Origin of the sequence: Spirulina subsalsa PCC 9445, from assembly GCF_000314005.1 — a bacterium.
Classification (GTDB): domain Bacteria; phylum Cyanobacteriota; class Cyanobacteriia; order Cyanobacteriales; family Spirulinaceae; genus Spirulina_A; species Spirulina_A subsalsa.
This window is the reverse complement of the sequence record NZ_JH980292.1, coordinates 1,837,069-1,857,532: the sequence shown is the minus strand read 5'-3', so window position 1 is coordinate 1,857,532 and position 20,464 is coordinate 1,837,069. Positions and strand designations below refer to the sequence as shown.

The following is a 20,464-nucleotide window of genomic DNA, read 5'->3' as shown; positions in this document are numbered from 1 at the left end:
CCTACATAGCCCCGTGATTTGAACGGTTGTCCAAACCCAGTCAGTGCCTGTAAACACCTTGATTTCAATCTGCTCATAGCCCTGTAGCTTATAGCATCCGCCTTTATAGAGCGTTGGATAACAGCCTGTTTCTGCATTGAGTTGAGGCGTTTTAGCATCAGCTAACTTTTAGGTTAGATAAAGATTGCGTACATCTACTGATTTTTGTCGCCAATAAATGTTCATCAAAACTTCATAAAAATACCCCTTTTATGAAGTTTTGATAACCTTATCTTCCCGAAGCCAGACTTATTCAGAAATTCTTCCGAGTTGGTTTGTACAGAATGATAGAGACAGTCTATCTTGGCAATCAGGGACTCGGCATCATCCAGCACAACCCAAGTCTTACCCCCTCGCCTAACCCCTTATGTAGCCATTTGATCCAATATAACTCCCTTTCTTCCTCACACTAGATCAATGGGTTATGACTACTTCGATCTTACTAATTGGAAATCATAAGTTCCTATCCACCCTGACTGAACAAAATGCGCCCCTCAATTCAACTTGGGTAAAAGGAGCATCTATGGACGAAGTAGTACAGGCAATTAAAGCCCATCTACCGGATGTTGTTATCTTAGAAAATACGGTATTGATTGACCAAGGATTATGTCAATCTGTGAAACAAAAAGCCTATGGTCGATGGATCTATTTTTTAGCCATAAATTCTCAAAATAAATCAGAAAAAACTGACTCTAATTTACAGTCCTATTGCTTACACAAGAAACAAATTTTGAGTCAAGGAGTCGATGAATATTTAGATATTATTTCGCCTGATTCTTTGAGTAAAAATCAAGCAAAAGCTCAAAAAGAATTATTCTTATCTCATTTAGAAATCGGCTTATTGTGGAGTCAAAAATGCAGAACATTAATGCAGGAAAACGATTATTTATCCACCATTGCCCTTTGTGATCCCCTAACAGAAATTGGCAATCGTCGCGCCCTAGATTGGGACTTACCCCGCCAAGTCTACAACGCCCGTAAACACTATGTTCCTCTGTCTATAGCCGTGGTCGATATTGACTACTTTAAGGCAGTGAATGATAACTATGGGCATTTAGTAGGCGATCGCATTCTCCAGCTACTCATCACCCGGATCAAGCGGAAATTGCGTCCCCTTGATACCATTTTTCGTTACGGTGGGGAAGAATTCGTTGTGGTGTTTAAACAAGCCAATCTCGATCAAGCCGAAGTCATCGCCCAACGGTTACGTCGTGCCGTTGCAGAACAACCCTTTCTCGTAGAACCTGAACTCTCCCTCAGTGTCACCATTAGCTTAGGCATTGCTGAATTAAAACTAGAGGATGAACCCCAAGGTAAAAGTCTATTACAACGGGCTGATGAAAAACTATTACTCGCCAAAGCCAGAGGACGCAATCAAGTTTTACGTTAACTTAAGTTGACGAACAAGAATCCCCCGTTATACTTGAACCTAACGGGGGAGTATAACAAGGGAGATCCCTTGAGATCCCCCTGTGCTGAACCGAAAAAACTTGTTCTAGTACAGTTCTTCTTCTTGGTGGGTTTGAATCGTACAGTCAGAGGTGGGATAAGCGACACAAGTCAGCACATACCCGGCAGCAATTTGATCATCATCCAAGAAGGACTGATCAGATTGATCAACAGTTCCAGCCGTGACTTTCCCTGCACAGGTAGAGCAAGCACCAGCACGACAGGAGTAGGGTAAATCAATCCCTTGTTCCTCAGCCGCATCTAAAATGTACTCATCATCAGGTACTTCGATGGTGGTATTCAGCCCTTCTGCTTCGCTAATCAGGGTAACTTTATAGGTCGCCATGTGTGAACTCCTCTAGAAATTTATTGAATTAGTACAGTGCTTCTTCTTGGTGGGTTTCAATCGTGCAGTCAGAGGTGGGGTAAGCCACACAAGTCAGCACAAAACCTTGTTCGATTTGATCATCATCCAAGAAAGACTGATCGGATTGGTCAATCGTACCGGAAACCAGTTTCCCTGCACAGGTGGAACAAGCACCAGCACGACAGGAGTAGGGCAGATCCAAGCCTTGTTCTTCGGCCGCGTCTAAAATATACTCATCATCGGCTACATCAATGGTGGTATTTAGCCCTTCTGCTTCATTAATCAGGGTGACTTTATAGGTCGCCATGAGTGAACTCCTCTAGAAATTGGTCGTCGGTTGGATTGCTAGGATAGCAGCCATGATTGGACTTTCCGGCTTAAGGTTATGCCTTTGTGCCGGGGAAAGTCAATCCCGTTCATTTTTGATACTACGGGAAAATTATGATCAGTTTAGAGAGCATTAGTAATGGAATTCTGAATCAGTCCTATAATAAGTTTTAATTATATTTTTTGCAGAGGATGGACTGCCCTCTAGGGGAAAGCTATTTTTTCCTGAATCTTTAACAGTTCTAAGTTTTTATATCTTAAGGGGGAAGTCAGAGATCCAGAAATTACCTAATTTTTTATGATTAGTTTAAGTTATTATTAACATAATTTAATATAGGAAAAGAGAAAGAAAAATCCAATGGGTGAGCATAAATCAGAATCAGTAATGGGAGTGGGGATTGTCGGGACGGGATACGCGGCAAAACGACGAGCGGAGGCGATCCAAGGGGATAGGCGATCGCACTTGGTCACGGTATCGGGCTACAGTCGGGAAAATACCGAGGCTTTTTGTCAGGAGTATCAGATTCAGGCCGCCCCTTCTTGGCAAGCCCTCGTTGAGCATCCCCAGCTTGACTTAGTGATCATTGCCACGGTTAATCAGGATCATGCCCCTATTGCCCAAAAAGCCCTAGAAGCAGGCAAACACGTTGTTTTAGAGTATCCCCTCGCCCTTTCCCCCCAAGACGGTCAAACTCTCCTAGCCCTGGCCGAACAGCAAGGGAAATTGCTCCATGTTGAACATATCGAACTGTTGGGGGGCGTACATCAAGCCCTACGTCAGTCCCTAGGGCAGATTGGGGAAGTATCCTATGGGCGCTATATCACCATTACCCCCCAGCGTCCCGTTTCCCGACGGTGGACCTATCATAAAAGTCTCTTTGGGTTTCCCTTCACCGCCGCCCTGTCTCGTCTTCATCGCCTAACCAACATTTGGGGAGAAGTGGCCAGCGTTCGAGGAACATTGCGCTATTGGGATGTTCCCGAAAGCGAGTATTTTCGGGCTTGTTTAGCCACCGCCCAACTGGAATTCCGCAATGGTGCGATCGCCGATCTCGTCTATGGCAAAGGGGAAACCTTTTGGCAAAGTACCCGTACCCTAGAACTCCACGGAGAACAAGGAACCCTAGTCTTTGCGGGGGAAACCGGAAAACTCATCCAAGGAGAGCAGGAAACCCCCCTAGAAGTCAGCCGTCGGCGCGGTTTATTCCAACAAGACACCCAATTGGTCTTAGATTACCTACTAGACCAAAAGCCTCTGTACGTTCACGCCCGCCAGAGTTATTATGCCCTCCTCGTTGCCGATGCCATTCGCCATTCCGTAGAAACCGGGGAAAAAGTCACCCTTGCCCCTTGTTAAGGCGAGAGTCGGGAATTGAGCAGTTTTCCCGACTCCCGAAAGCCCTACCTAGGGTTGAGTGTGAAGATAGGATGCACAGATGATTTTCCGTTGTCCAAATTCTTGGAACAGTTCCGCACTGACGTTAACATTACCCTGACGAAACGTATTTTCTACGTCCAAATCCAACGCCACCTGACAACTACAATATTGTTCAGGATTCGGTAAATCACTAAACTGAGTTAAACACTCATCCCTATACACCGCTTCCCGTTCCCCGGAAGACAAGAAACGATGACATTGTTGGAGATTCAGAGTATATTCCCGCCAAACTCGCCATTTTTCGGCTTCTTTGGCATCTTCGGCTAAATTATCCCCTTGCTGGTTATAATTGGCCTCCGCTTCCGCCGCACATAAGCAATATTCGGGAGAAACTCCATCAGCACAGACTTGAGCTTGTGCCAACAGTGTATTCTTGCCTCCCGATGCTTGGGAAAAATGGCTACAAGTAATTAAAAGCAGAGTGAGAAAACTGGCACTGAGCGAAGAATGCAGTAAACGTTTCATGGGACTTGACCTTAGAACAAACTGCAAGAGTTGATTCATCTTATAGACGCATCAAAAACGGATAATGTGCCGAAAAATTAATTTTTTGTCATAGAAAAAACAACAATTCTTTAATAGGATAGCAATATTGAGCCATTATTTTAAGGTTGGATTCTGAATGTCTGAGTTGCCTACACTGCCGAATAGTGAATTATTAGTGGGTGTTCTGCGCGATCGCCTTAGACAATCCCCTCACCAACGTATCACCTTCGCCGACTACATGAACCTAGTCCTCTACCATCCCCAATCGGGCTACTATAGCACCGGGATTTCCACCATCGGCAACCAAGGGGACTTTTTCACCTCCTCCCACCTCGGGGCAGATTTTGGTGAATTACTCGCCCAACAACTTCAACAAATTTGGGAAATTTTGGGACACCCTCACCCCTTCCAAGTTCTAGAAATGGGAGCAGGAATGGGAGAATGTGCTAGGGATATTCTACATTTTCTTAGCATAAATTATCCTGATTTATTACAATCTTTACAATATTTAATTATTGAGGCTTCACCCCAACTGATCCGCCACCAAAAAGAGCGACTCGCAGATTATTTAACACAGGGAATCGTTGTGGAGTGGCACAGTTGGGAAAGTTTACCGAATTGTTCTGTAATAGGCTGTTGTTTTTCCAACGAACTCATCGATGCTTTTCCGGTGCATCAAGTCACAGTTCAGGAGGGGACATTACGGGAAATCTATATCACCCTTGAGGAGGGGAAGCCTAGGGAAACCATCGGAGAACTTTCAACCCCAAAACTTCAGGAGTATTTTGAGTTTTTGCAAATTAATTTATTCGACTCGACTTATCCCGAGAACTATCGTACAGAGGTTAATTTAGCGGCTCTGGATTGGCTTAAAATCTTGAGTCAAAAACTCAAGCAAGGTTATATTATCACGATTGATTATGGGTATTCTGCCCTTCAATACTATCACCCCCAACGTCATAACGGGACGTTGCAATGCTACTATCAACACCATCGCCATAATAACCCCTACGTTAATTTAGGTCATCAAGACATTACCGCTCATGTGAACTTTACCGCCTTGGAAAAACAGGGCGAGTTATGGGGGGTAAAAACCCTTGGCTTTACTCAACAAGCCCTATTTTTAATGGCTTTAGGATTAGGGGAACGTTTAGCCCCATTGTCGGGGGGAACCTTGGGAATTCTGGAGGTGTTAAAGCGTCGGGATGCACTGCATCAACTGATGAATCCTGATGGATTGGGGGGATTTGGGGTGTTAGTCCAAGGCAAGGGTTTGACGATTGAACAGGAAGGTATAATTTTAAGGGGTTTAGAGATTCCTCATGATCCCTTTGGGATAGGTTGACACTCCTCGCTCTAAAAAGACGGGGATTCTTGGTTCATAGCCATTGCTAACAGAGCCGCGAATTGGCACACATTCCGAGGTGTCTTGACCCTGATAACGTCATTCTCAAAGAACATAGTCTGGTCACGTTTGGACTTTTTCAAGCCCCCGTTAGATAGGGCTTGCTGAATAACTCTACTCTGGGTGGAAAACAGGGAACGGGGAACAGGAAGGGGAATCGGAAAAAGGCAAGCCTTTTTGATGATTTATCCCTAAAACCTTGCACTTTCTCGCTCCTAAACCACTCAAAGCCCTACTAACAGTGATTAGATGGATATATTGCTACGCAACGCTTCGCGAACAGCAGACCCTAGATAGCATCAGCAATTAACGGTCGGTTCGTGCCTGTCGGGAATTAAATTTCTGGACTAGCATAAAAAGGAGCGACTCTTTCGGTGAGGGTCGGCGTTGGACAGAGTGGGTCAGGCAATCAACAACCTCGCCCAAGAGGCAATAGGGGTTCTCGGAGGAAGAGCATGAATTATTCTTTATTCAGTCGGTTTCAAGGGGGATGGGTGGGGAGTGAGATAGTAGAACATTGCCCCAAGGTTTTTGGTCAGGACACCACCCGATTGAGTCTCTCGGGATCTTATTCTCTGACAAAGAAAATTAAATTTTGTGTTCTAAAGCACTTAATCACCGGAAATTCCCCCGATGATTTAAGACATCTCCGAGAGGGGGATTGGGCTGGGGATAAATTCGCCTCATCAGGAGAGGGGATGACCGAGGCAGAGGTGGCGGTGATGAGTTTGCCCTTAATTTTGTATTGGCATGATCAACCGGACTTGTTAGATCAAGGGTTGCGGGGCTTGGCCGGGGACTATTTGAGGGAGTCTGGGTCTGTAGCCGAGGTGTTATTGTGGGGGCAAAGTATGGCGATCGCACTGCAAGGCACAAAACCCCGCCTAGGACTAGAGCAACTGCACCACTGGGTAGTGTCCCACTGCCCCCAACTCAGCCCCCCCCTAGAAAGCCTAAAAACCGCTCTCAACCGGGATGAGCCTTTGAGCCTATCACATCATCAAAACCAAGGGTTTAACGCGCCAGCTAGCCCCATTTGGATGGCTCTTTATAACTGGGCAGCAACCCCCGAGGACTTAGCCACCAGCCTCCAGCGCGCTTTACACCAAACACCCGCCCCCCACTGCACCCTACAGTTAACCGGAGCCCTGTCGGGAGTGTACAACAGTCTGAGTAGCCTTCCCATTGCTTGGCGTTTATCGAGGGATCTATCCCCCCTCCTTGAACCCATCGGGGCGTTATTTGCCGCCTGGTCTGGGGCCTACCCCCTTAATCGGGATCTGTCCCAAGAGGCGATCGCACCCTCCGGGCATCTGCAATCCCGTCCCCAGCTATCCGTCATCTCCCAGCGTAGGTAAAAGCTCCCCCTTGAAATGCCCCCTAGGATCTGTGTTAGGATGCGTCATTCTCCTTTAAAAATCACCACTCAGTACAATATCAATAATTACCCATTCACTCACTCTCTAGATTGCATCTCACCAGGCAGAGACTGCCCCACTCACAACTCACACGGCTTATGAAAACCCTGGACTTCTTCACACAACGACTTACCCGGTGGCAACGGTCTAATCCGTCAAGGTCTAACTCCGCGCCCTCCAAGCGAGTCAAGACAACACCCCCTAAAAGTCAGAGAAACACCATCCCCAATCCGATGATGTTAGTGTTTGTGGTCGTTTCCTTAACCAGTGTGGTGGGGTATCGCTTCTATAATCAACCCCGCTTAAAACCGGGCATGATTGCCCCTCAAACCATTTGGGCTGAGGAAGATGTGCAAGTGGTGGATGAAGAACTAACCCGTGAACAACGCAAGGTCGCAGAAACCGGAGCCTCCGAAGTTCTCAAACTAAATCCTGAAGTTACCGCCAAAACCCGACAGGATTTAGAAGCCTTTTTAGCCCAAGTCGAACAAATGCGGCGCATGGCTGGGGCTTTTCCCTTTGTCTCCGATGATGTGTTATCCCTACCCAGTCAACGCCACCTACGCGCCATTAGCGAAGAAGACTGGCAGACCATGGTCAGTCAACTTCAAGCAGAATTTGACCTCCCAGAGCTACCCCGTCCGGTCGAACCGGACCCAGAAGACTCAGAGCAGAACGCCCGACTCCAAGACGCTGTAGTTCCCAGTCCCTTGGGTTTAAATGCCCAACAAGCCCTAGAAGAACTGGAAAATTACGGCACCGCCCAAGGGGACTTAGCCCTGATGCAGTTGTTGACCAAAATTGACACCGTAAGGCTGGGCTATAGTCAAGCCTTGAAGGAATTCACCAGTAGTCAACAATCCATTGCCCATTCTCGTCCCGAGACACTGCGTGAACGGAATTATAAGTTACGCCTCCTTGACCTACGGGATAGCACCTGGGAAAGCACCCGGGATGGTTTCCAGGTAGCCCTGGACCGGATTTTAGCCCAAGGGATTCATCGGGGAATGCCCGAAGACCTGAAACGGGAAGCCATTCAAGTGCAGTTAGTCTCTGAAGTTCCAGTTTTAACCACCCCCCTGGGGGTCGAGCTTTTGACGGAAATGGTCAAACCGAACTTAGAACGGGATGAGGAGGCCATTCGACGACTGGCTGAACAGGCCGCCGAAAAAATTGAACCCGTGGTGTATCAAATCCAAAGGGGCGAGATGATTGTGCGCAGTGGTCAAGAAATTGACCGGAAAGCCTTTCTCCTATTGGATCAACTGAACGCCAGTGAACGGAGTATTAACTGGCGAGGGCTACTGATTACCAGCGCCCTAGTCACTGGGGCTGTGGGGATATTTTGGGGGGTGCGGAGTCGTTGGAATGTGCGTCTACGCTGTCGCGATCGCATTCTGCTCTGTTTACTCAGTGTGAGTACCCCCCTCTTAATGCAGTTTAATCAGAATAATGTGGCGGCCGTAGCCTTATTAGTTAGTGGTTTTTACCATCCTGTCTTAGCCGCAACCCAAGTCACCCTGATTACCGGATTGTCCGTTTTTGGTTCCCTCAGTGCCGGGAGTGGGGTAGGCCTAGCGTGGGAAGGTTTCCTTGCTGGGGCAGCGGGTGGCTTATTGGCGGCTTTTATGGGAGGGCGCTTGCGATCGCGAGAAGAATTAGCCCTCTTGGGAGTCGGTGTAGGAGTAACCCAGGGTGTTGTCTATTTGGTCATGACACTCGTCGGCACCCCCACCACCGCCGCCCTAGTCTCCCTAGTCTTACCGGGTGCAATGGTGTTTGGAGTCTCGGGTTTAGCTTGGTGTGTGGTCGCTTTAGGGGTTTCTCCCTATTTAGAACGGGTCTTTGATCTTGTAACTCCCATCCGTTTAGCGGAACTGTCTAATCCCAACCGCCCCTTACTGAAGCGATTAGCAACTGAAGCCCCGGGTACCTTCCAACATACCTTATTTGTGGCCTCCCTCGCCGAAGCCGCCGCCCGAGAACTGCACTGCAACGTTGAATTAGTGCGAGCCGGAACGTTGTATCATGATGTTGGCAAGATGCACGATCCTCTGGGTTTTATTGAGAACCAGATGGGCGGGCCTAATAAACATGATGCAATTAACGATCCTTGGCAAAGTGCAGAGATCATCAAAAAGCACGTCAGCGAGGGCTTAGTCATGGCTCGACGTTGCAATTTACCCCAAGCCGTGCGGGACTTTATCCCCGAACATCAAGGGACAATTTTGATTTCCTACTTTTATTTTCAGGCCAGTCAACAAGCCCAAGCAGAAGGCGAGACAATTGATGAACAAGACTTTCGCTATGATGGCCCCATTCCCCAGTCGAGGGAAACCGGAATTGTTATGTTAGCAGATGCTTGTGAGGCGGCCTTGCGATCGCTCAAAGATGCTACCCCCGAAACGGCCTTAAACATGGTGAACAAAATCTTTAAAGCCCGTTGGCAAGATAATCAACTGGTAGACTCCGGCTTAAAACGGGAAGATTTAACCGTGATTGCAGAAGTATTTATCCGAGTGTGGCAGCAATACAATCATCAACGGATTGCCTATCCTAAAGCGATTTTGGACAAGCAAGCCGCCCCTCAAACTGTAAGCAGTAATCAGTGAAATGGTCAGGTGGGAATAGGCAAAAGGCAAGAGGCAAAAGGGGATAATTATTAATACTCAATTCTCCCTACCCCCTATCATTTGAAATTGAAATGGTGTGAGGTGCTACATATCCCCGTAGATGCTTATTAAGCAAGAGAGATAGGGGAGTGAACAGGTTAAAAATTCACCCCCGGTCGAACTTGCACCCAAAAACTGCTAAGGTCAACTCAAACCCTTTCTAGGGATGCAGTGACGAAAGTAGAGCAATGACAAGTAACGCTAAATACATCCTTGCCCTTGATGTCGGAACCACCGGAACTCGTGCAATTTTGTTTGATCGACAAGGGGCAATGGTGGGTCAAGCTTATAAGGAACTGACCCAATACTATCCCCAACCCGGTTGGCTGGAACATGATCCCTCGGCGATTTGGCGGGATACCAGGGAAATGATGGGGGATGTGTTGGTCAATACGGACACTTTGGCCTCGGAAATTGCGGCCATTGGTTTAACGGTGCAGCGCGAAACCTGTTTGTTGTGGGATAAAACCACTGGGCAACCCCTTCATAAGGCTATTGTCTGGCAAGATCGCCGTACAACAGCCCGGTGTAATCAATTGCGGGACGAGGGAAAGGCCGCAGAGATTCAAGAACGGACGGGATTAGTGTTAGATGCCTATTTTTCCGCGACTAAATTGGCTTGGTTGTTGGATTGGGTGAAAGAAAACCAGCCCGAGGTCAATTTAGAGAATGTAATGGCGGGAACGGTTGATAGTTGGGTGTTGTGGCAGTTGACGGGGCGCAAAGTCCACGCAACGGATCATAGTAATGCTAGCCGTACCATGTTGATGAATTTGGCGACGGGGAATTGGGATGAGGCGTTATTGAGTTTGTTTGGCATTCCGCGTCAGATCATGCCGGAAATTAAACCTAGTTTAGGCTGTTTCGGTACGACGAATCCGGAGTTATTTGGGGTGGAAATCCCGATTATGGCGATTTTTGGGGATCAACAGGCGGCTTTGTTTGCCCATGGATGCGATCGCCCGGGTTTATTAAAATGTACCTATGGGACGGGCTGTTTCTTGGTGGCACAGACGGGGGAAAGTTTGACGCGATCGCACAATCAACTCCTCTCTACCGTCGCTTGGACTCAGGAGCAACAAACCAACTACGCTCTAGAGGGCGCTATGTTCACCTCTGGCGCTTGTATTCAATGGCTGCGAGATGGTTTAGGTTTAATTCACAGTGCCGCAGAAACTCAAGCCCTTTGCGAGTCGGTGCCGGATAACAATGGGGTGTATTTTGTCCCCGCTTTAAGTGGTTTAGGTGCGCCCCACTGGGATATGAAAGCCCGAGGCTCTTTTCAGGGCATTACCGGAGGGGTGAAACGGGAACATCTGGTAAGGGCGGTTTTAGAATCCATTGCCTACCAAGTGAAAGAGGTGGTAGACGCGATGAATAAGGATGCTGACCAGCCCATTGGTTTATTAAAGGTCGATGGGGGCGCGTCTCGCAATGACTTTTTAATGCAGTTTCAGGCCGATGTTTTAGGGATTCCGGTAGAACGTCCTGAAATCTTGGATGCAACGGCGCAAGGGGCGGCTTTTGGGGCAGGTCTAGCGGCCGGTTTTTGGCCGCGTTATGAGGATTTAATTGCCCAGCGCCGAGTAGACCGCACGTTTACCCCCGGTGAGGGACAGGAACAAGCTCAAGCCCATTTTCAGGTATGGTTAAGGGCTGTGGAACGAGCGAAGGATTGGATGATCCATTAGTTTTGGCTCTTTGTTGGCTCGTTGTTGGGCTTCAGCCCGAAAATGCGCGCTGAAGCGCAATTACGAACCCAGTTGCTCGTTGTTGGGCTTCAGCCCGAAAATGCGCGCTGAAGCGCAACTACGAACAGTCCGCCACCCCCTAAAATAGAAGATAGTCCCAGCCTAGTTAAAGTCGAGAAAAAAGCGTGCTGCTATCCAAAGGTTTTGAAGTTGAGATGTACACCGGAACACCCCAAGGGGAGATTGTGGGGTTATCGGATCGGATTGTACGGGATTTGACCGGATTTGTGCGAGAACCCGATAGTCGGAATGTGGAGTACACCACGGCTCCCTATGCAGCCTATGACCGTTTATTGTGCGCTCTCGTGCGCCCTCGGCAACGTTTGCGCACTTATTTAAAAGGCTTGGGGGATTATACCCTTGTTCCAGGTAGTACGTTGTCTCTGGGGGACAGTGGGTGCTTTTATCGGTCTGACCCTCAAAATCCCTATCATACTTATATTGAGCAGACCTACCAGACTAAGGTGGTCACGGCCAGTATTCATATTAATGTGGGGATTGATGATCCCGATGAGATTCTCCGCGCTTGTCGTTTAATTCGTTTGGAGGCTCCCCTCTATCTGGCGTTGAGTGCTTCTTCTCCCTTTTTAGATGGTCAGGTGACGGGGTATCATTCCACGCGCTGGGGTGTTTTCCCGAAAACCCCCGCCCAAGTCCCCCTCTTTCGGGATCATCGTCATTTTATTGATTGGACCGAAGAACAGTTAGAAATCGGTACAATGCAGAATGTGCGGCATTTGTGGTCGGCGGTGCGTCCCAATGGCGATCGCCGTCCCTACAATTTGAATCGTCTAGAGTTACGCATTTGTGACTTAGTGACGGATCCAATTGCGTTGTTAGGGATTATGGCTTTTTTAGAGGCGAGAATTAGCCAAATGTTGGCAGATCCGGGTTTAGACCCTTTACAGTCTAGTTGTTTTTCGCCGGAAGAATTGGCCGAATTGGGCGATCGCAATGAACAAGCTGTGGCCGAAAAAAGTTTAGACGCGATTCTACACCATTGGCAAGATGGCCGGAAGTTGTCCGCCCGGGATTGGATTGAGGAGTTATATCCCCAAATGTGGGCGATCGCAAAACCCCAAGGTTACAGTTGTTTCCTCTCCCCTGTGAAAAAGATCCTCCGCACAGGCAACACAGCCCAGCAATGGTTAGCCCAAATTGAACAAGGCCTTACCCCATCGGAAATCCTCCAGCAAGCTATTATTGCCTTAGAGCAACAAGAACAGGACTTAGAGGACAAATTATGCCAATTAGTCGCCGCATGAACTCTCTTGTAATCCCTCATTCATCCTGGAAAAGTCTGCTGTTGGGACTGGTGACAGCCCTCTTTTGTTTAGTAACTCCGGGGGTCGGTTTTCCCCAAACTCCCTTTACTGAAACCGAACCGATTAAAGCCCCTGTCGTCTTGGGGGATCAAACCCTCTTTACTCTAGAACAAGGCATTGGGGAATTATCGGTACAGGAACGAGCCAGAACAACTAGCGATCGCCTCACGAAAGCCGCTAATGACCTATCCATCCCCCTCAGTTCCCTCCGACAGGAGGAGGTGGGAGACATGACTAACCTCGCTATTGGCGATCAAGTCCTACTCACCCTCACAGAACTTGATGCAACCGCTCAAGAGCAAACAAGGCAACAGTTAGCCCGAACCTACTTAGTCGTGTTCGACCGAGCCATTCGTCAATACCGCCAAGAACGTAGCGTTCAAAATCTGGTCGTTAGCGGTTTATGGACAGCACTGGCCACCCTACTACTCTTCTTAGGTTTATCACAGATTAACAAAAAAGTCAATTTGTTAGTGAAAAAAGTTAACCTTTCTTATCAAGAAAAACGCCTAGGAATAGCCATTCAAAATCAACAAATCTTGAACCCCCAGCGCGTGCAGCATTGGCTTTTGAGGGGTATTCAATGGCTTAAACTAGGATTGTCTTTCATTTGGCTGACTCTCTATATAATCTTGGTTTTATGCCTATTTCCTTGGACGAAGGGCATCGGTTGGCAAATTGTGCAGTTTTTGGGCTATACATTAGGTATTTTTAGCCCTATTTTTTGGGCAGAATTATTAAAACTGATAGGCTTAGGGGTTGTGTTATTCATCACCGCCATTCTCCTGAGAGTTGCCCATAAATTGAGTGTAAAAGTTGCCCAAGAAGAGATTAAACTAGAACAATTTGATCCCAGTTGGGCATGGCCGACTTACCAGTTAGCGCGACTGGGTATTGTTACCCTTGCCTTTGTTGTGGCTTATCCCTTTTTGCCCTTTATTGCTTCCCCCCTGTTAAGCGGTGTGTTCCTGTTGTTGCTAGGGATTGGGCTATGGGGGAGTCGTGATTTTATTCAGGATGCGATCGCCGGATTTTTTCTCACCTACAATCGTCCTTATACCCTAGGCGATCGGGTACAAATTGGGGAGATTAAAGGCACAATCTTAGAAAAGAATTTATTGACAGTGCGCATTCGGACCATTAAAAATGAAATTGTCACCCTACCCCACCACCTTTTAAACCAGAGGGTGGTGATTAACTACAGCACCGCCTTACGCGAGAAAAAACAGCCCCTATTATTACATACCACCATCCAGATTAGCTATGAGGTTCCTTGGCAGATTGTCCATAAAGTCTTGCTCAATGCGGCGGCACAGACTCGTTATATTTTGACCGATCCTGCCAGTTTTGTTCTACAAACCCAACTGGATTCTCAAGCTGTTTTGTATGAATTAAATGCCTATACAAACGCGCCCACCGTCATGGAGAAAATTTACTCAGAACTGCACCAGAATATACAGGATTTATGCACTGAAGCCCAGATTGAGTTATTAACGCCAACCTATAGAATTCTGCGGGATTATGAACCTAGAATTATGGCCGATGAAGACGTACCATAGGGCGTGCTGAATAACTCTACTCTGGATGGGAAACAGGGAACAGGGGGAATCAAAAAAAGGCAAGCCTTTTTGATGATTTATCCCTAAAACCTTTTAGTTTCTCGCTCCCAATCGAAAGTCCTACTAACAGTGCTTAGAGGGATATATTGCTACGCAACGCTTCGCGAACAGCAGACCCTACCATAGGGCGTGCTGAATAACTCTGCTCCAGGTGAGGAACAGGGGGGATACGGGGAATTAAGACTTATTCCCTATTCCCTTGTTAATTCTAGGGTTGGTTTTTTTCAGCAACCCCTAGGGTTGTTTAATCCCGATTAACCAAATAAAAACACCCACACCGGAAGGGTTAGAAGTAAACCCATCGACCCAATGGCGATCGCACTGACCGTTAATTCCCAATCTAAAGCATAGGTTTCCGTTAAAACCAGCGTCGCAAAAGCAGGGGGCATTGCCATCTGTAACACCAGGACTAACTGAGTCATGCCACGAATCCCCAATCCGGCTAAAATTAAGCCAAAAACCAGGGGAATCAGAATCATTTTAATGCCCAAACTAATGGAAACTGACCGCCATTGACGGAAAGAGTGCAATTGACTTAAACGCATTCCAATTAAGACCAAGGAGAGGCTAATCACCCCCCAACCAATCCCTTTCAGGGTGCTTTCAACCGGGACAGGTAAAACCACTTGACGGAAGAATAAACCAAAGGCAAACGCCCACCAAATCGGATTACGGAGTGTTTCGATAAACAGTTCCCAATGTTGTTTAGTCGCTTTGCCAAAATAGGCCGCCAGAATCACGCCTAAACCATAGGCACCAACAACCGTTCCAAACATATCGTAAAACAAGGCTAGGGCAAAATGTTGTTCTCCGGCAAGGGTGAGAACAATGGGATAGCCTAAATATCCGGTATTGCCCACCATAGACGTAAGGACAAAACTCCCCTGACGGGGAGAAGTCCAATCATGAGACTGCAATTTTAACCAGATTGCCGCTAAGGTTGCTCCCGATACAATGGCAATGAGGGCAATGAGGGGAGAAATCCAAAGGGTATTCGATAAATCCGCCCAACGGAGGAAAATAATATTACCCAAAGGAACTCCTACCCAGAAGAGAAATTTTCCTAAGTTTGTACAGGTGGATTGTGGTAACGTTCGGCCTAAAAGCCAGCCCACTAACACCCCGCCAATGAGTTTGGTGTACAACGGAATAAGTTGGGCGCTTAAATCAAACATAATTTAGGGTTTAGGAGATAGGAAAAAGCGGGGGAGTCCCCCTTTAAGCTCCCCTTCCACAAGGGGAGAAAGAGGATCCGAGGACGGCTCTTTCTCCTTACTATACCAAGGGCATTAATGAGTAAATGTTCCTGTTGATCAGGATTTTGGGGGAGGGGAAGAATCTTAATTCGGATTTAAGCTTATTGCCTTTGGTGAGGGAGTAAGGGTGGGCAAGGAAAGCCAAATTATTAAACTTTTCCGTAATTTGGGCAGAAAGTGGTCACAATATGGAGATCGCCTATAGGATGATCTTATGCTTTGCACCAGTGTCACTTATCAATGATGCTTATGCCTACAGTGATTAATTTGGCCGTTCCAACAATGTTACCTCTCCAGCATGGGCTGGGTTGCTGTGTGCAGTTTCCCGCAAAAGGTTATAGTGGGTTTATGCCAAGGAGGGGGGCATGAGAAACAATATGGATTACTACTACAAGGTTTTGGAGTTAGAACCCGGTGCATCGTTGGAAGAAGTGAACCAAGCTTATAAGGACTTGGCTTTTATTTGGCATCCCGACCGCATTCCCCATGATAATCCTAGATTGTTACAGAAGGCGGTGGAGAAGCTAAAGGCGATTAATGAAGCACGGGATTATTTACGGTCTATTCAACGGTCTAATCCGGTGGCAGAAGCGAAAAAAGCGGCCTATAGTCGTCCTGCGGCGAGTTATTCTAGTGGGGTGAATTCGGGCTATGGGGCTTCTAATTCGGGGTATTCTGCCTATGGGTACTCTTCAGCTTCTCGTGCGACTTATACACGACCTCATGAACGCCATTCTACCCCGAATGCTACTCCTCGATCGGAGTGGGATCCCTGTTATGAAACTAAGCATTCTGAGAGTCGGCGATCTAGCAACACTCCCCCCCCTTCCTCCAATTGGGATCCCTGTTATGAAACTAAGCGATCGCACACCCCCCCTCCAAGTGACCCCACCCCTCAACCCCACTACCGTAGACCCTACTATGCTGACTACAGTGGTCAAGACTTTAAAGGGGCAGATTTAACCGAAAAAGACCTCTCAGGACGCAATTTTCAAGGGGCGGATTTTAGTGGGGCTAACTTGAGTGATACGTTTCTCCACGGGGTTAATTTTGAGTCCGCCAATTTATCTCAAGCCAATTTGTTTCGGGCGAATTTGTTACAGGCTAATTTACGCGGGGCTAATCTCCAAGAAGCGAACTTAATTGGGGCTGATTTTAGCGGGGCAGACCTACGGGAGGCAGACTTACGCAATGCCAAAGTGGGCAAAGGCGATCGCCTCTTTATTAAACTCACCGGGGCGAAACTCTCCGGCGCTATTCTCCCCGATGGTCGCATTCACTTGTAGGATGGTGAGCAGAAATCGTGGTGGGGGAATTCACCCCCCTTTTCTTGTAACTATTTCTCCACTTCTGCCAAACTCGAAACGTCTAAGAGATCCCCCTTAAAAGGGTAAACTATCCACGATTTGCCCCTCCACGATTTTATACCCCCATTCGGGATGCTTTTGTAACTGTTGTTCTACAATCTTTCGACCTAACGGATTTTGATAGGCTTTTTGTAAACTTTCTAGGGAGGGAGGAGGACTGGCATCACTTTTAGGGGCTTTATTTGGCTCTAGGGAAGGGGGGACATTAACTTGACTGTTTAACTGGGCTAATTTTTCCATGACACTTTCTTTCGTCACGGTTTTTTTCTCGGTAAAAGCAGATGGAAGATAGGGGGTTTTAACACCTAACTTTTGTGCTTTAAGTCCGTCGTCAGCCAGGCGATCGCATTTCCGCAAAAAACCATCCCATAAGTCTTGTGCCAAGCGAGGATCACGCAATTCTTTCCGCGCTTTCGCTACAGCCATTTCGAGGGGTTCTTTTTTCTGTAAATAATACTGAATCCGTTCCTCCTCAAAGGCCGGATAAGGCACACCGGGGGCAATTTCCCAATCCCGTTGGATCTTTTGACTCGCTCCTAATGGTTCTCCCCGTTTAAATTCCTCCCAAAAAGGAGAAACCAACCCTTTCGTAATACTATCAATAATTTTAAAGACAAAACCTGATGGATTATCTACCCCTTTTTGGGTAAAATATTCTAATAAAGCCCATTGAAACTCCTCAAATTCTTCTTGCGATTCCCAAGGCCCAGCAAATTGATAATGGGGACTGACTCCTATCATGTTATAGTTTCGCCTTGAGTGAAAATAAGGGTCAATGGGAGCAGGAGAAACCGCTTCAAGTTTGGAGAATTCTGTAGTTTGAACTAAACTTTTCGCCTCTGAAGTATTTTCAGATTGAGTCTGATTTTCTGGTGGCAGTAGGGAAGAAATAGACTTTTCTGGCTCAGAAAGTGGAAAAAATAGTTTCATCTTTTCTAATTTTCCTAACAATTCAGCCCCATCCACTTGTACCGCAATAGGTGTTTCAGGTTGTCCCACCCACTGTTCTCTTAAAAAGCCTCGACGACGCAATAAATCCCGTGCCGCCTTCTGTTCTTCAGCCGAGAGTCCTGTTACTTCTTCTAGCTGTTGCGGGCTTAATTTAAGCCAATTAGGGGAAATTCCAGCCTCCTGATAACTCAAGATATAATCTAACAAAACCGTTGCCGTCACTCCCCCGATCAAACGCGCCAGAATGGGGGAATATGTTACCGATTTTTCCCCTTGCTTGAGAACTTCTTGTAACTGGTCAAACATAAGAACTATTGCTTAAGTATAGTTACTGATGACTCTAGACCATTGCCTCACACCCTATGCTGATCGCCCTTGCCTGAAACTCCCTTGTGACTAATATGGCGTCAAATGGGGTGATCTGCATCATCGCTAATTCCTTTTCTCCTTACCCTGTTCTACCCCATCTTATCACCTAAAAATGGTGTTAAATTCCCCCCATCTCCTGATTGAGATCAATGCAGAAGCCTCTGAAGCAACCTATTATCAGAGTATATTCACTCAAACAAACAGGACACCGCCATGCACTTATCCTTCCTCGGCAATCATTATCCATCCCAAGGTAAAATCATTGAAACAGTTACAACTGATACTGTCGCCAGCTTCTTAGGGAATCGCTACTATCTGCATCGCCCCGTACAAATGCCCCCCTCTTCCTATTTAGGATTGCGAAAATATCGTGGAGTGACTTACTAACCATCACCCTCTGAAATTAAACCATTGACTTAATTAAGGCACTTCTCAATCTCAGTCTCAAGGCTGGGATTGTTTTTGGCCTCCATTTTCCGGTTGAACGGCGATCGCCAAACGCACCCCCGGCACCTGTCGCAACTCGTCCATCACCCGCACCACAAAACCATGAGGCACAAACTCATCCCCTTGAATTAACACCACCCTTTCCCCCCCCAGCGCGGCAACCGTTGCCTGAAGTTCCCCTAACGTCACCCCTTGACCATTGAGCGCCATTTTACCATCGGCCGCAATGGTTAACGAGATCACCTCCTCCCCTGTCTGAGTCCCCGTTGTCGCACCGGGTAAGTTCACCGGGAAACTATCCCAGCGAGTGAGAGACAGGGAGGCCAAGACGAAAAAGGCCAAAATCCCGAAAATGACATCAATCATCGGGATCAAATTAATCGTAAAAGGACGTTCCGGTTCTTCAGGCAGACGCATCAGGAGAATTCCACTCAAAAGCAGCTTGAAAAAAGCGTTCTTCACAAATTAAGGCATATTCATAAGTCCCTTGGGTTTCTGGGGTGTCTGGTGCGTAACGGTTGACTAAACCTTCCAAAGTTTGGGCTAAATCCTCAAATTCTGGACTGCTATAGGTGCGCACCCATTCCCCATACTGATGATCGGGAATGCCCCCTTGGGCGAGTTGTTGCCCAATATAAGCATATAGACGCATACAAGGGGTCATGGCTACCGTGGTCAGGCCGACGGTGTTTCCCCAAGCGGTGGCTAACAAAAAGTCTGTATACTGGCGAGTGGCCGGACTGGGGCGAATATTGGTTAAATTAACCCCCCACTGGCTGGCATACTGTTGATGGAGTTTTAACTCCTCCAACACTCCCCCGGCCAGATGATAAAGTTGGGTGAAGCCCTCTTGATCCGGGGCTTTGGCGGCGGCAATACTATAAGCGCGGGCAAAGGCTTCTAAGAAAAAGGCATCTTGCCCCACATAAAAGGCAAATTTTTCTGGGGGTAGGATTCCTTCATAAATTCCCTGCACAAAGGGATGATTCAAACAAGCTTGTTGATAATAACAATTGAGTTGCCAGAGTTGTTGACTTAAGCCCATAGGGTTGTTAATCAGATCGGTTAAAATGCGCTGATTTTAATTTTAAGGGTTTAACTGCCCCAAAACATCATTTGTTTGTTTGGGAAATACTCGTTTCGGGAGTGAGATTGGGAGTCGCTCGTATAGTTGGGATGAGCTTGGACAAAGATATATAGGAGTAAGGTCGTCATTATAGCGAGGATCATTCGTTCAAACATAATTCATTCAGGAGACTAGATTAAAAAAACAGCAAGCAACTATCTCTGTGAGTAGAGATCATCGGAGTTTTTGTGATGGGCTATCACTCCTCCAGTCAGCGCGAACCCAACCGGATCTAGTGCCAGCTTAATTCTGCACTAAATCAACTCAATCCGCTTATGATTGCACTTCACGAAACGGCTTTAGATAGCATTTCGTTAATTTGCAGTATTAATCTGCAATATCAGGCTAGGCAATCTACACAAAACCAAACCAACTACCCAACCCATAAAGGTACTTATCACAGCACCAATTATGGCAACAGACATCAGGCTAAAAGTTATGACGAGAAAGCTGAGGTTATCTCAATTTACAGAAGCCTTTTGACGGCAATTGATACTTAACTGCATTATAATCTACTGTGGTAGCAAAGTCAAAAATAACCCATTTTTTTAACCTTTGGGTTAGTATTGACTCAAGGATCAGACATGAATTGAGGGGATTTAGTAATTGTTCATAAAGAACGATTCTCCCGAACAGAATCGAGTATTCTAGA

General features: G+C 47.0%; 17 protein-coding genes and 1 pseudogene. 10 read left to right on the top strand and 8 right to left on the bottom strand.

Annotated features, from left to right (window positions below):
- Positions 1–6 precede the first annotated feature (6 nt).
- Positions 7–159: pseudogene (locus SPI9445_RS32050) on the bottom strand (IS200/IS605 family accessory protein TnpB-related protein); the annotation flags it as partial.
- A 403-nt stretch (positions 160–562) separates the two neighbouring features.
- Here SPI9445_RS32050 and SPI9445_RS24900 point away from each other — a divergent pair.
- Positions 563–1,429: a GGDEF domain-containing protein gene (locus SPI9445_RS24900; protein ID WP_164674491.1), complete on the top strand. Its 867-nt coding sequence runs from the start codon at positions 563–565 to the stop codon at positions 1,427–1,429.
- A gap of 105 nt (positions 1,430–1,534) precedes the next feature.
- Here SPI9445_RS24900 and SPI9445_RS0108625 read toward each other — a convergent pair whose 3' ends face one another.
- Positions 1,535–1,834: a ferredoxin gene (locus SPI9445_RS0108625; protein ID WP_017304335.1), complete on the bottom strand. Its 300-nt coding sequence runs from the start codon at positions 1,832–1,834 to the stop codon at positions 1,535–1,537.
- Positions 1,835–1,862: 28 nt separating this feature from the next.
- Positions 1,863–2,162 (bottom strand): ferredoxin, encoded by a 300-nt coding sequence (locus SPI9445_RS0108620; RefSeq protein WP_017304334.1) that lies wholly within the window; start codon positions 2,160–2,162, stop codon positions 1,863–1,865.
- A 378-nt stretch (positions 2,163–2,540) separates the two neighbouring features.
- Between SPI9445_RS0108620 and SPI9445_RS0108615 the strand changes: the two genes are divergently transcribed.
- Positions 2,541–3,539 (top strand): Gfo/Idh/MocA family protein, encoded by a 999-nt coding sequence (locus tag SPI9445_RS0108615; protein ID WP_033373986.1) that lies wholly within the window; start codon positions 2,541–2,543, stop codon positions 3,537–3,539.
- A 48-nt stretch (positions 3,540–3,587) separates the two neighbouring features.
- Here the strand turns inward: SPI9445_RS0108615 and SPI9445_RS0108610 are convergent, their stop codons facing one another.
- Positions 3,588–4,085, bottom strand: a complete 498-nt coding sequence (locus tag SPI9445_RS0108610; RefSeq protein WP_017304332.1) for a hypothetical protein — start codon at positions 4,083–4,085, stop codon at positions 3,588–3,590.
- Between the two features lie 157 nt (positions 4,086–4,242).
- On the opposite strand from SPI9445_RS0108610, the gene SPI9445_RS0108605 reads away from it, so the two are divergent.
- From SPI9445_RS0108605 to SPI9445_RS24895, 6 genes are all read left to right on the top strand, one after another.
- Positions 4,243–5,451 carry a class I SAM-dependent methyltransferase gene (locus tag SPI9445_RS0108605; protein WP_017304331.1) on the top strand — a complete coding sequence of 403 codons (1,209 nt, stop codon included), beginning with the start codon at positions 4,243–4,245 and terminating at the stop codon, positions 5,449–5,451.
- 515 nt (positions 5,452–5,966) lie between these two features.
- Positions 5,967–6,869 (top strand): hypothetical protein, encoded by a 903-nt coding sequence (locus SPI9445_RS0108600; protein WP_017304330.1) that lies wholly within the window; start codon positions 5,967–5,969, stop codon positions 6,867–6,869.
- Positions 6,870–7,165: 296 nt separating this feature from the next.
- On the top strand, positions 7,166–9,541 hold the full coding sequence (locus SPI9445_RS0108595; RefSeq protein ID WP_017304329.1) for an HD family phosphohydrolase: 2,376 nt from the start codon (positions 7,166–7,168) through the stop codon (positions 9,539–9,541).
- Between the two features lie 248 nt (positions 9,542–9,789).
- Positions 9,790–11,292 (top strand): glycerol kinase GlpK, encoded by a 1,503-nt coding sequence (gene glpK, locus SPI9445_RS0108590; protein WP_017304328.1) that lies wholly within the window; start codon positions 9,790–9,792, stop codon positions 11,290–11,292.
- Between the two features lie 185 nt (positions 11,293–11,477).
- A complete protein-coding gene (gene gshA / locus SPI9445_RS0108585) occupies positions 11,478–12,617 on the top strand; it encodes a glutamate--cysteine ligase (RefSeq protein ID WP_026079630.1) in 1,140 nt (379 codons plus the stop codon).
- A complete protein-coding gene (locus tag SPI9445_RS24895; protein WP_083883512.1) occupies positions 12,596–14,236 on the top strand; it encodes a mechanosensitive ion channel family protein in 1,641 nt (546 codons plus the stop codon). The genes gshA and SPI9445_RS24895 overlap by 22 nt, the downstream gene beginning before the upstream one ends.
- 314 nt (positions 14,237–14,550) lie before the next feature.
- Here the strand turns inward: SPI9445_RS24895 and SPI9445_RS0108575 are convergent, their stop codons facing one another.
- Positions 14,551–15,471 (bottom strand): AEC family transporter, encoded by a 921-nt coding sequence (locus tag SPI9445_RS0108575; RefSeq protein ID WP_017304325.1) that lies wholly within the window; start codon positions 15,469–15,471, stop codon positions 14,551–14,553.
- A gap of 446 nt (positions 15,472–15,917) precedes the next feature.
- Between SPI9445_RS0108575 and SPI9445_RS0108570 the strand changes: the two genes are divergently transcribed.
- The gene (locus SPI9445_RS0108570) at positions 15,918–16,838 is read left to right on the top strand and encodes a pentapeptide repeat-containing protein (RefSeq protein WP_033373985.1); all 921 of its coding nucleotides are present in this window, start codon (positions 15,918–15,920) and stop codon (positions 16,836–16,838) included.
- A 96-nt stretch (positions 16,839–16,934) separates the two neighbouring features.
- On the opposite strand, the gene SPI9445_RS0108565 is transcribed toward SPI9445_RS0108570, so the two are convergent.
- Positions 16,935–18,176: a hypothetical protein gene (locus SPI9445_RS0108565; RefSeq protein ID WP_017304323.1), complete on the bottom strand. Its 1,242-nt coding sequence runs from the start codon at positions 18,174–18,176 to the stop codon at positions 16,935–16,937.
- Positions 18,177–18,452: 276 nt separating this feature from the next.
- Between SPI9445_RS0108565 and SPI9445_RS28365 the strand changes: the two genes are divergently transcribed.
- Complete coding sequence (locus tag SPI9445_RS28365) at positions 18,453–18,626, top strand: DUF4278 domain-containing protein (RefSeq protein WP_017304322.1); 174 nt, start codon at positions 18,453–18,455, stop codon at positions 18,624–18,626.
- 57 nt (positions 18,627–18,683) lie between these two features.
- Here the strand turns inward: SPI9445_RS28365 and SPI9445_RS0108555 are convergent, their stop codons facing one another.
- Positions 18,684–19,103, bottom strand: coding sequence for an ExbD/TolR family protein (locus SPI9445_RS0108555; protein ID WP_017304321.1), 420 nt, complete (start codon positions 19,101–19,103; stop codon positions 18,684–18,686).
- Positions 19,090–19,731 (bottom strand): TenA family protein, encoded by a 642-nt coding sequence (locus SPI9445_RS0108550; protein WP_017304320.1) that lies wholly within the window; start codon positions 19,729–19,731, stop codon positions 19,090–19,092. Before SPI9445_RS0108550 ends, SPI9445_RS0108555 begins: the two co-directional genes overlap by 14 nt.
- Positions 19,732–20,464: the final 733 nt, after the last annotated feature.

Bases quoted from the DNA above. Each gene is read 5' to 3' on its own strand.
- SPI9445_RS24895 (WP_083883512.1), top strand. From the start codon at position 12,596: ATGCCAATTAGTCGCCGCATGAACTCTCTTGTAATCCCTCATTCATCC.
- SPI9445_RS0108620 (WP_017304334.1), bottom strand. From the start codon at position 2,162: ATGGCGACCTATAAAGTCACCCTGATTAATGAAGCAGAAGGGCTAAAT.
- glpK (WP_017304328.1), top strand. From the start codon at position 9,790: ATGACAAGTAACGCTAAATACATCCTTGCCCTTGATGTCGGAACCACC.
- SPI9445_RS0108575 (WP_017304325.1), bottom strand. From the start codon at position 15,471: ATGTTTGATTTAAGCGCCCAACTTATTCCGTTGTACACCAAACTCATT.
- SPI9445_RS0108600 (WP_017304330.1), top strand. From the start codon at position 5,967: ATGAATTATTCTTTATTCAGTCGGTTTCAAGGGGGATGGGTGGGGAGT.
- SPI9445_RS0108605 (WP_017304331.1), top strand. From the start codon at position 4,243: ATGTCTGAGTTGCCTACACTGCCGAATAGTGAATTATTAGTGGGTGTT.
- SPI9445_RS0108550 (WP_017304320.1), bottom strand. From the start codon at position 19,731: ATGGGCTTAAGTCAACAACTCTGGCAACTCAATTGTTATTATCAACAA.
- SPI9445_RS0108565 (WP_017304323.1), bottom strand. From the start codon at position 18,176: ATGTTTGACCAGTTACAAGAAGTTCTCAAGCAAGGGGAAAAATCGGTA.
- SPI9445_RS0108555 (WP_017304321.1), bottom strand. From the start codon at position 19,103: ATGCGTCTGCCTGAAGAACCGGAACGTCCTTTTACGATTAATTTGATC.
- SPI9445_RS0108570 (WP_033373985.1), top strand. From the start codon at position 15,918: ATGAGAAACAATATGGATTACTACTACAAGGTTTTGGAGTTAGAACCC.
- SPI9445_RS0108595 (WP_017304329.1), top strand. From the start codon at position 7,166: ATGTTAGTGTTTGTGGTCGTTTCCTTAACCAGTGTGGTGGGGTATCGC.
- SPI9445_RS24900 (WP_164674491.1), top strand. From the start codon at position 563: ATGGACGAAGTAGTACAGGCAATTAAAGCCCATCTACCGGATGTTGTT.
- SPI9445_RS0108625 (WP_017304335.1), bottom strand. From the start codon at position 1,834: ATGGCGACCTATAAAGTTACCCTGATTAGCGAAGCAGAAGGGCTGAAT.
- SPI9445_RS28365 (WP_017304322.1), top strand. From the start codon at position 18,453: ATGCACTTATCCTTCCTCGGCAATCATTATCCATCCCAAGGTAAAATC.
- SPI9445_RS0108610 (WP_017304332.1), bottom strand. From the start codon at position 4,085: ATGAAACGTTTACTGCATTCTTCGCTCAGTGCCAGTTTTCTCACTCTG.
- SPI9445_RS0108615 (WP_033373986.1), top strand. From the start codon at position 2,541: ATGGGTGAGCATAAATCAGAATCAGTAATGGGAGTGGGGATTGTCGGG.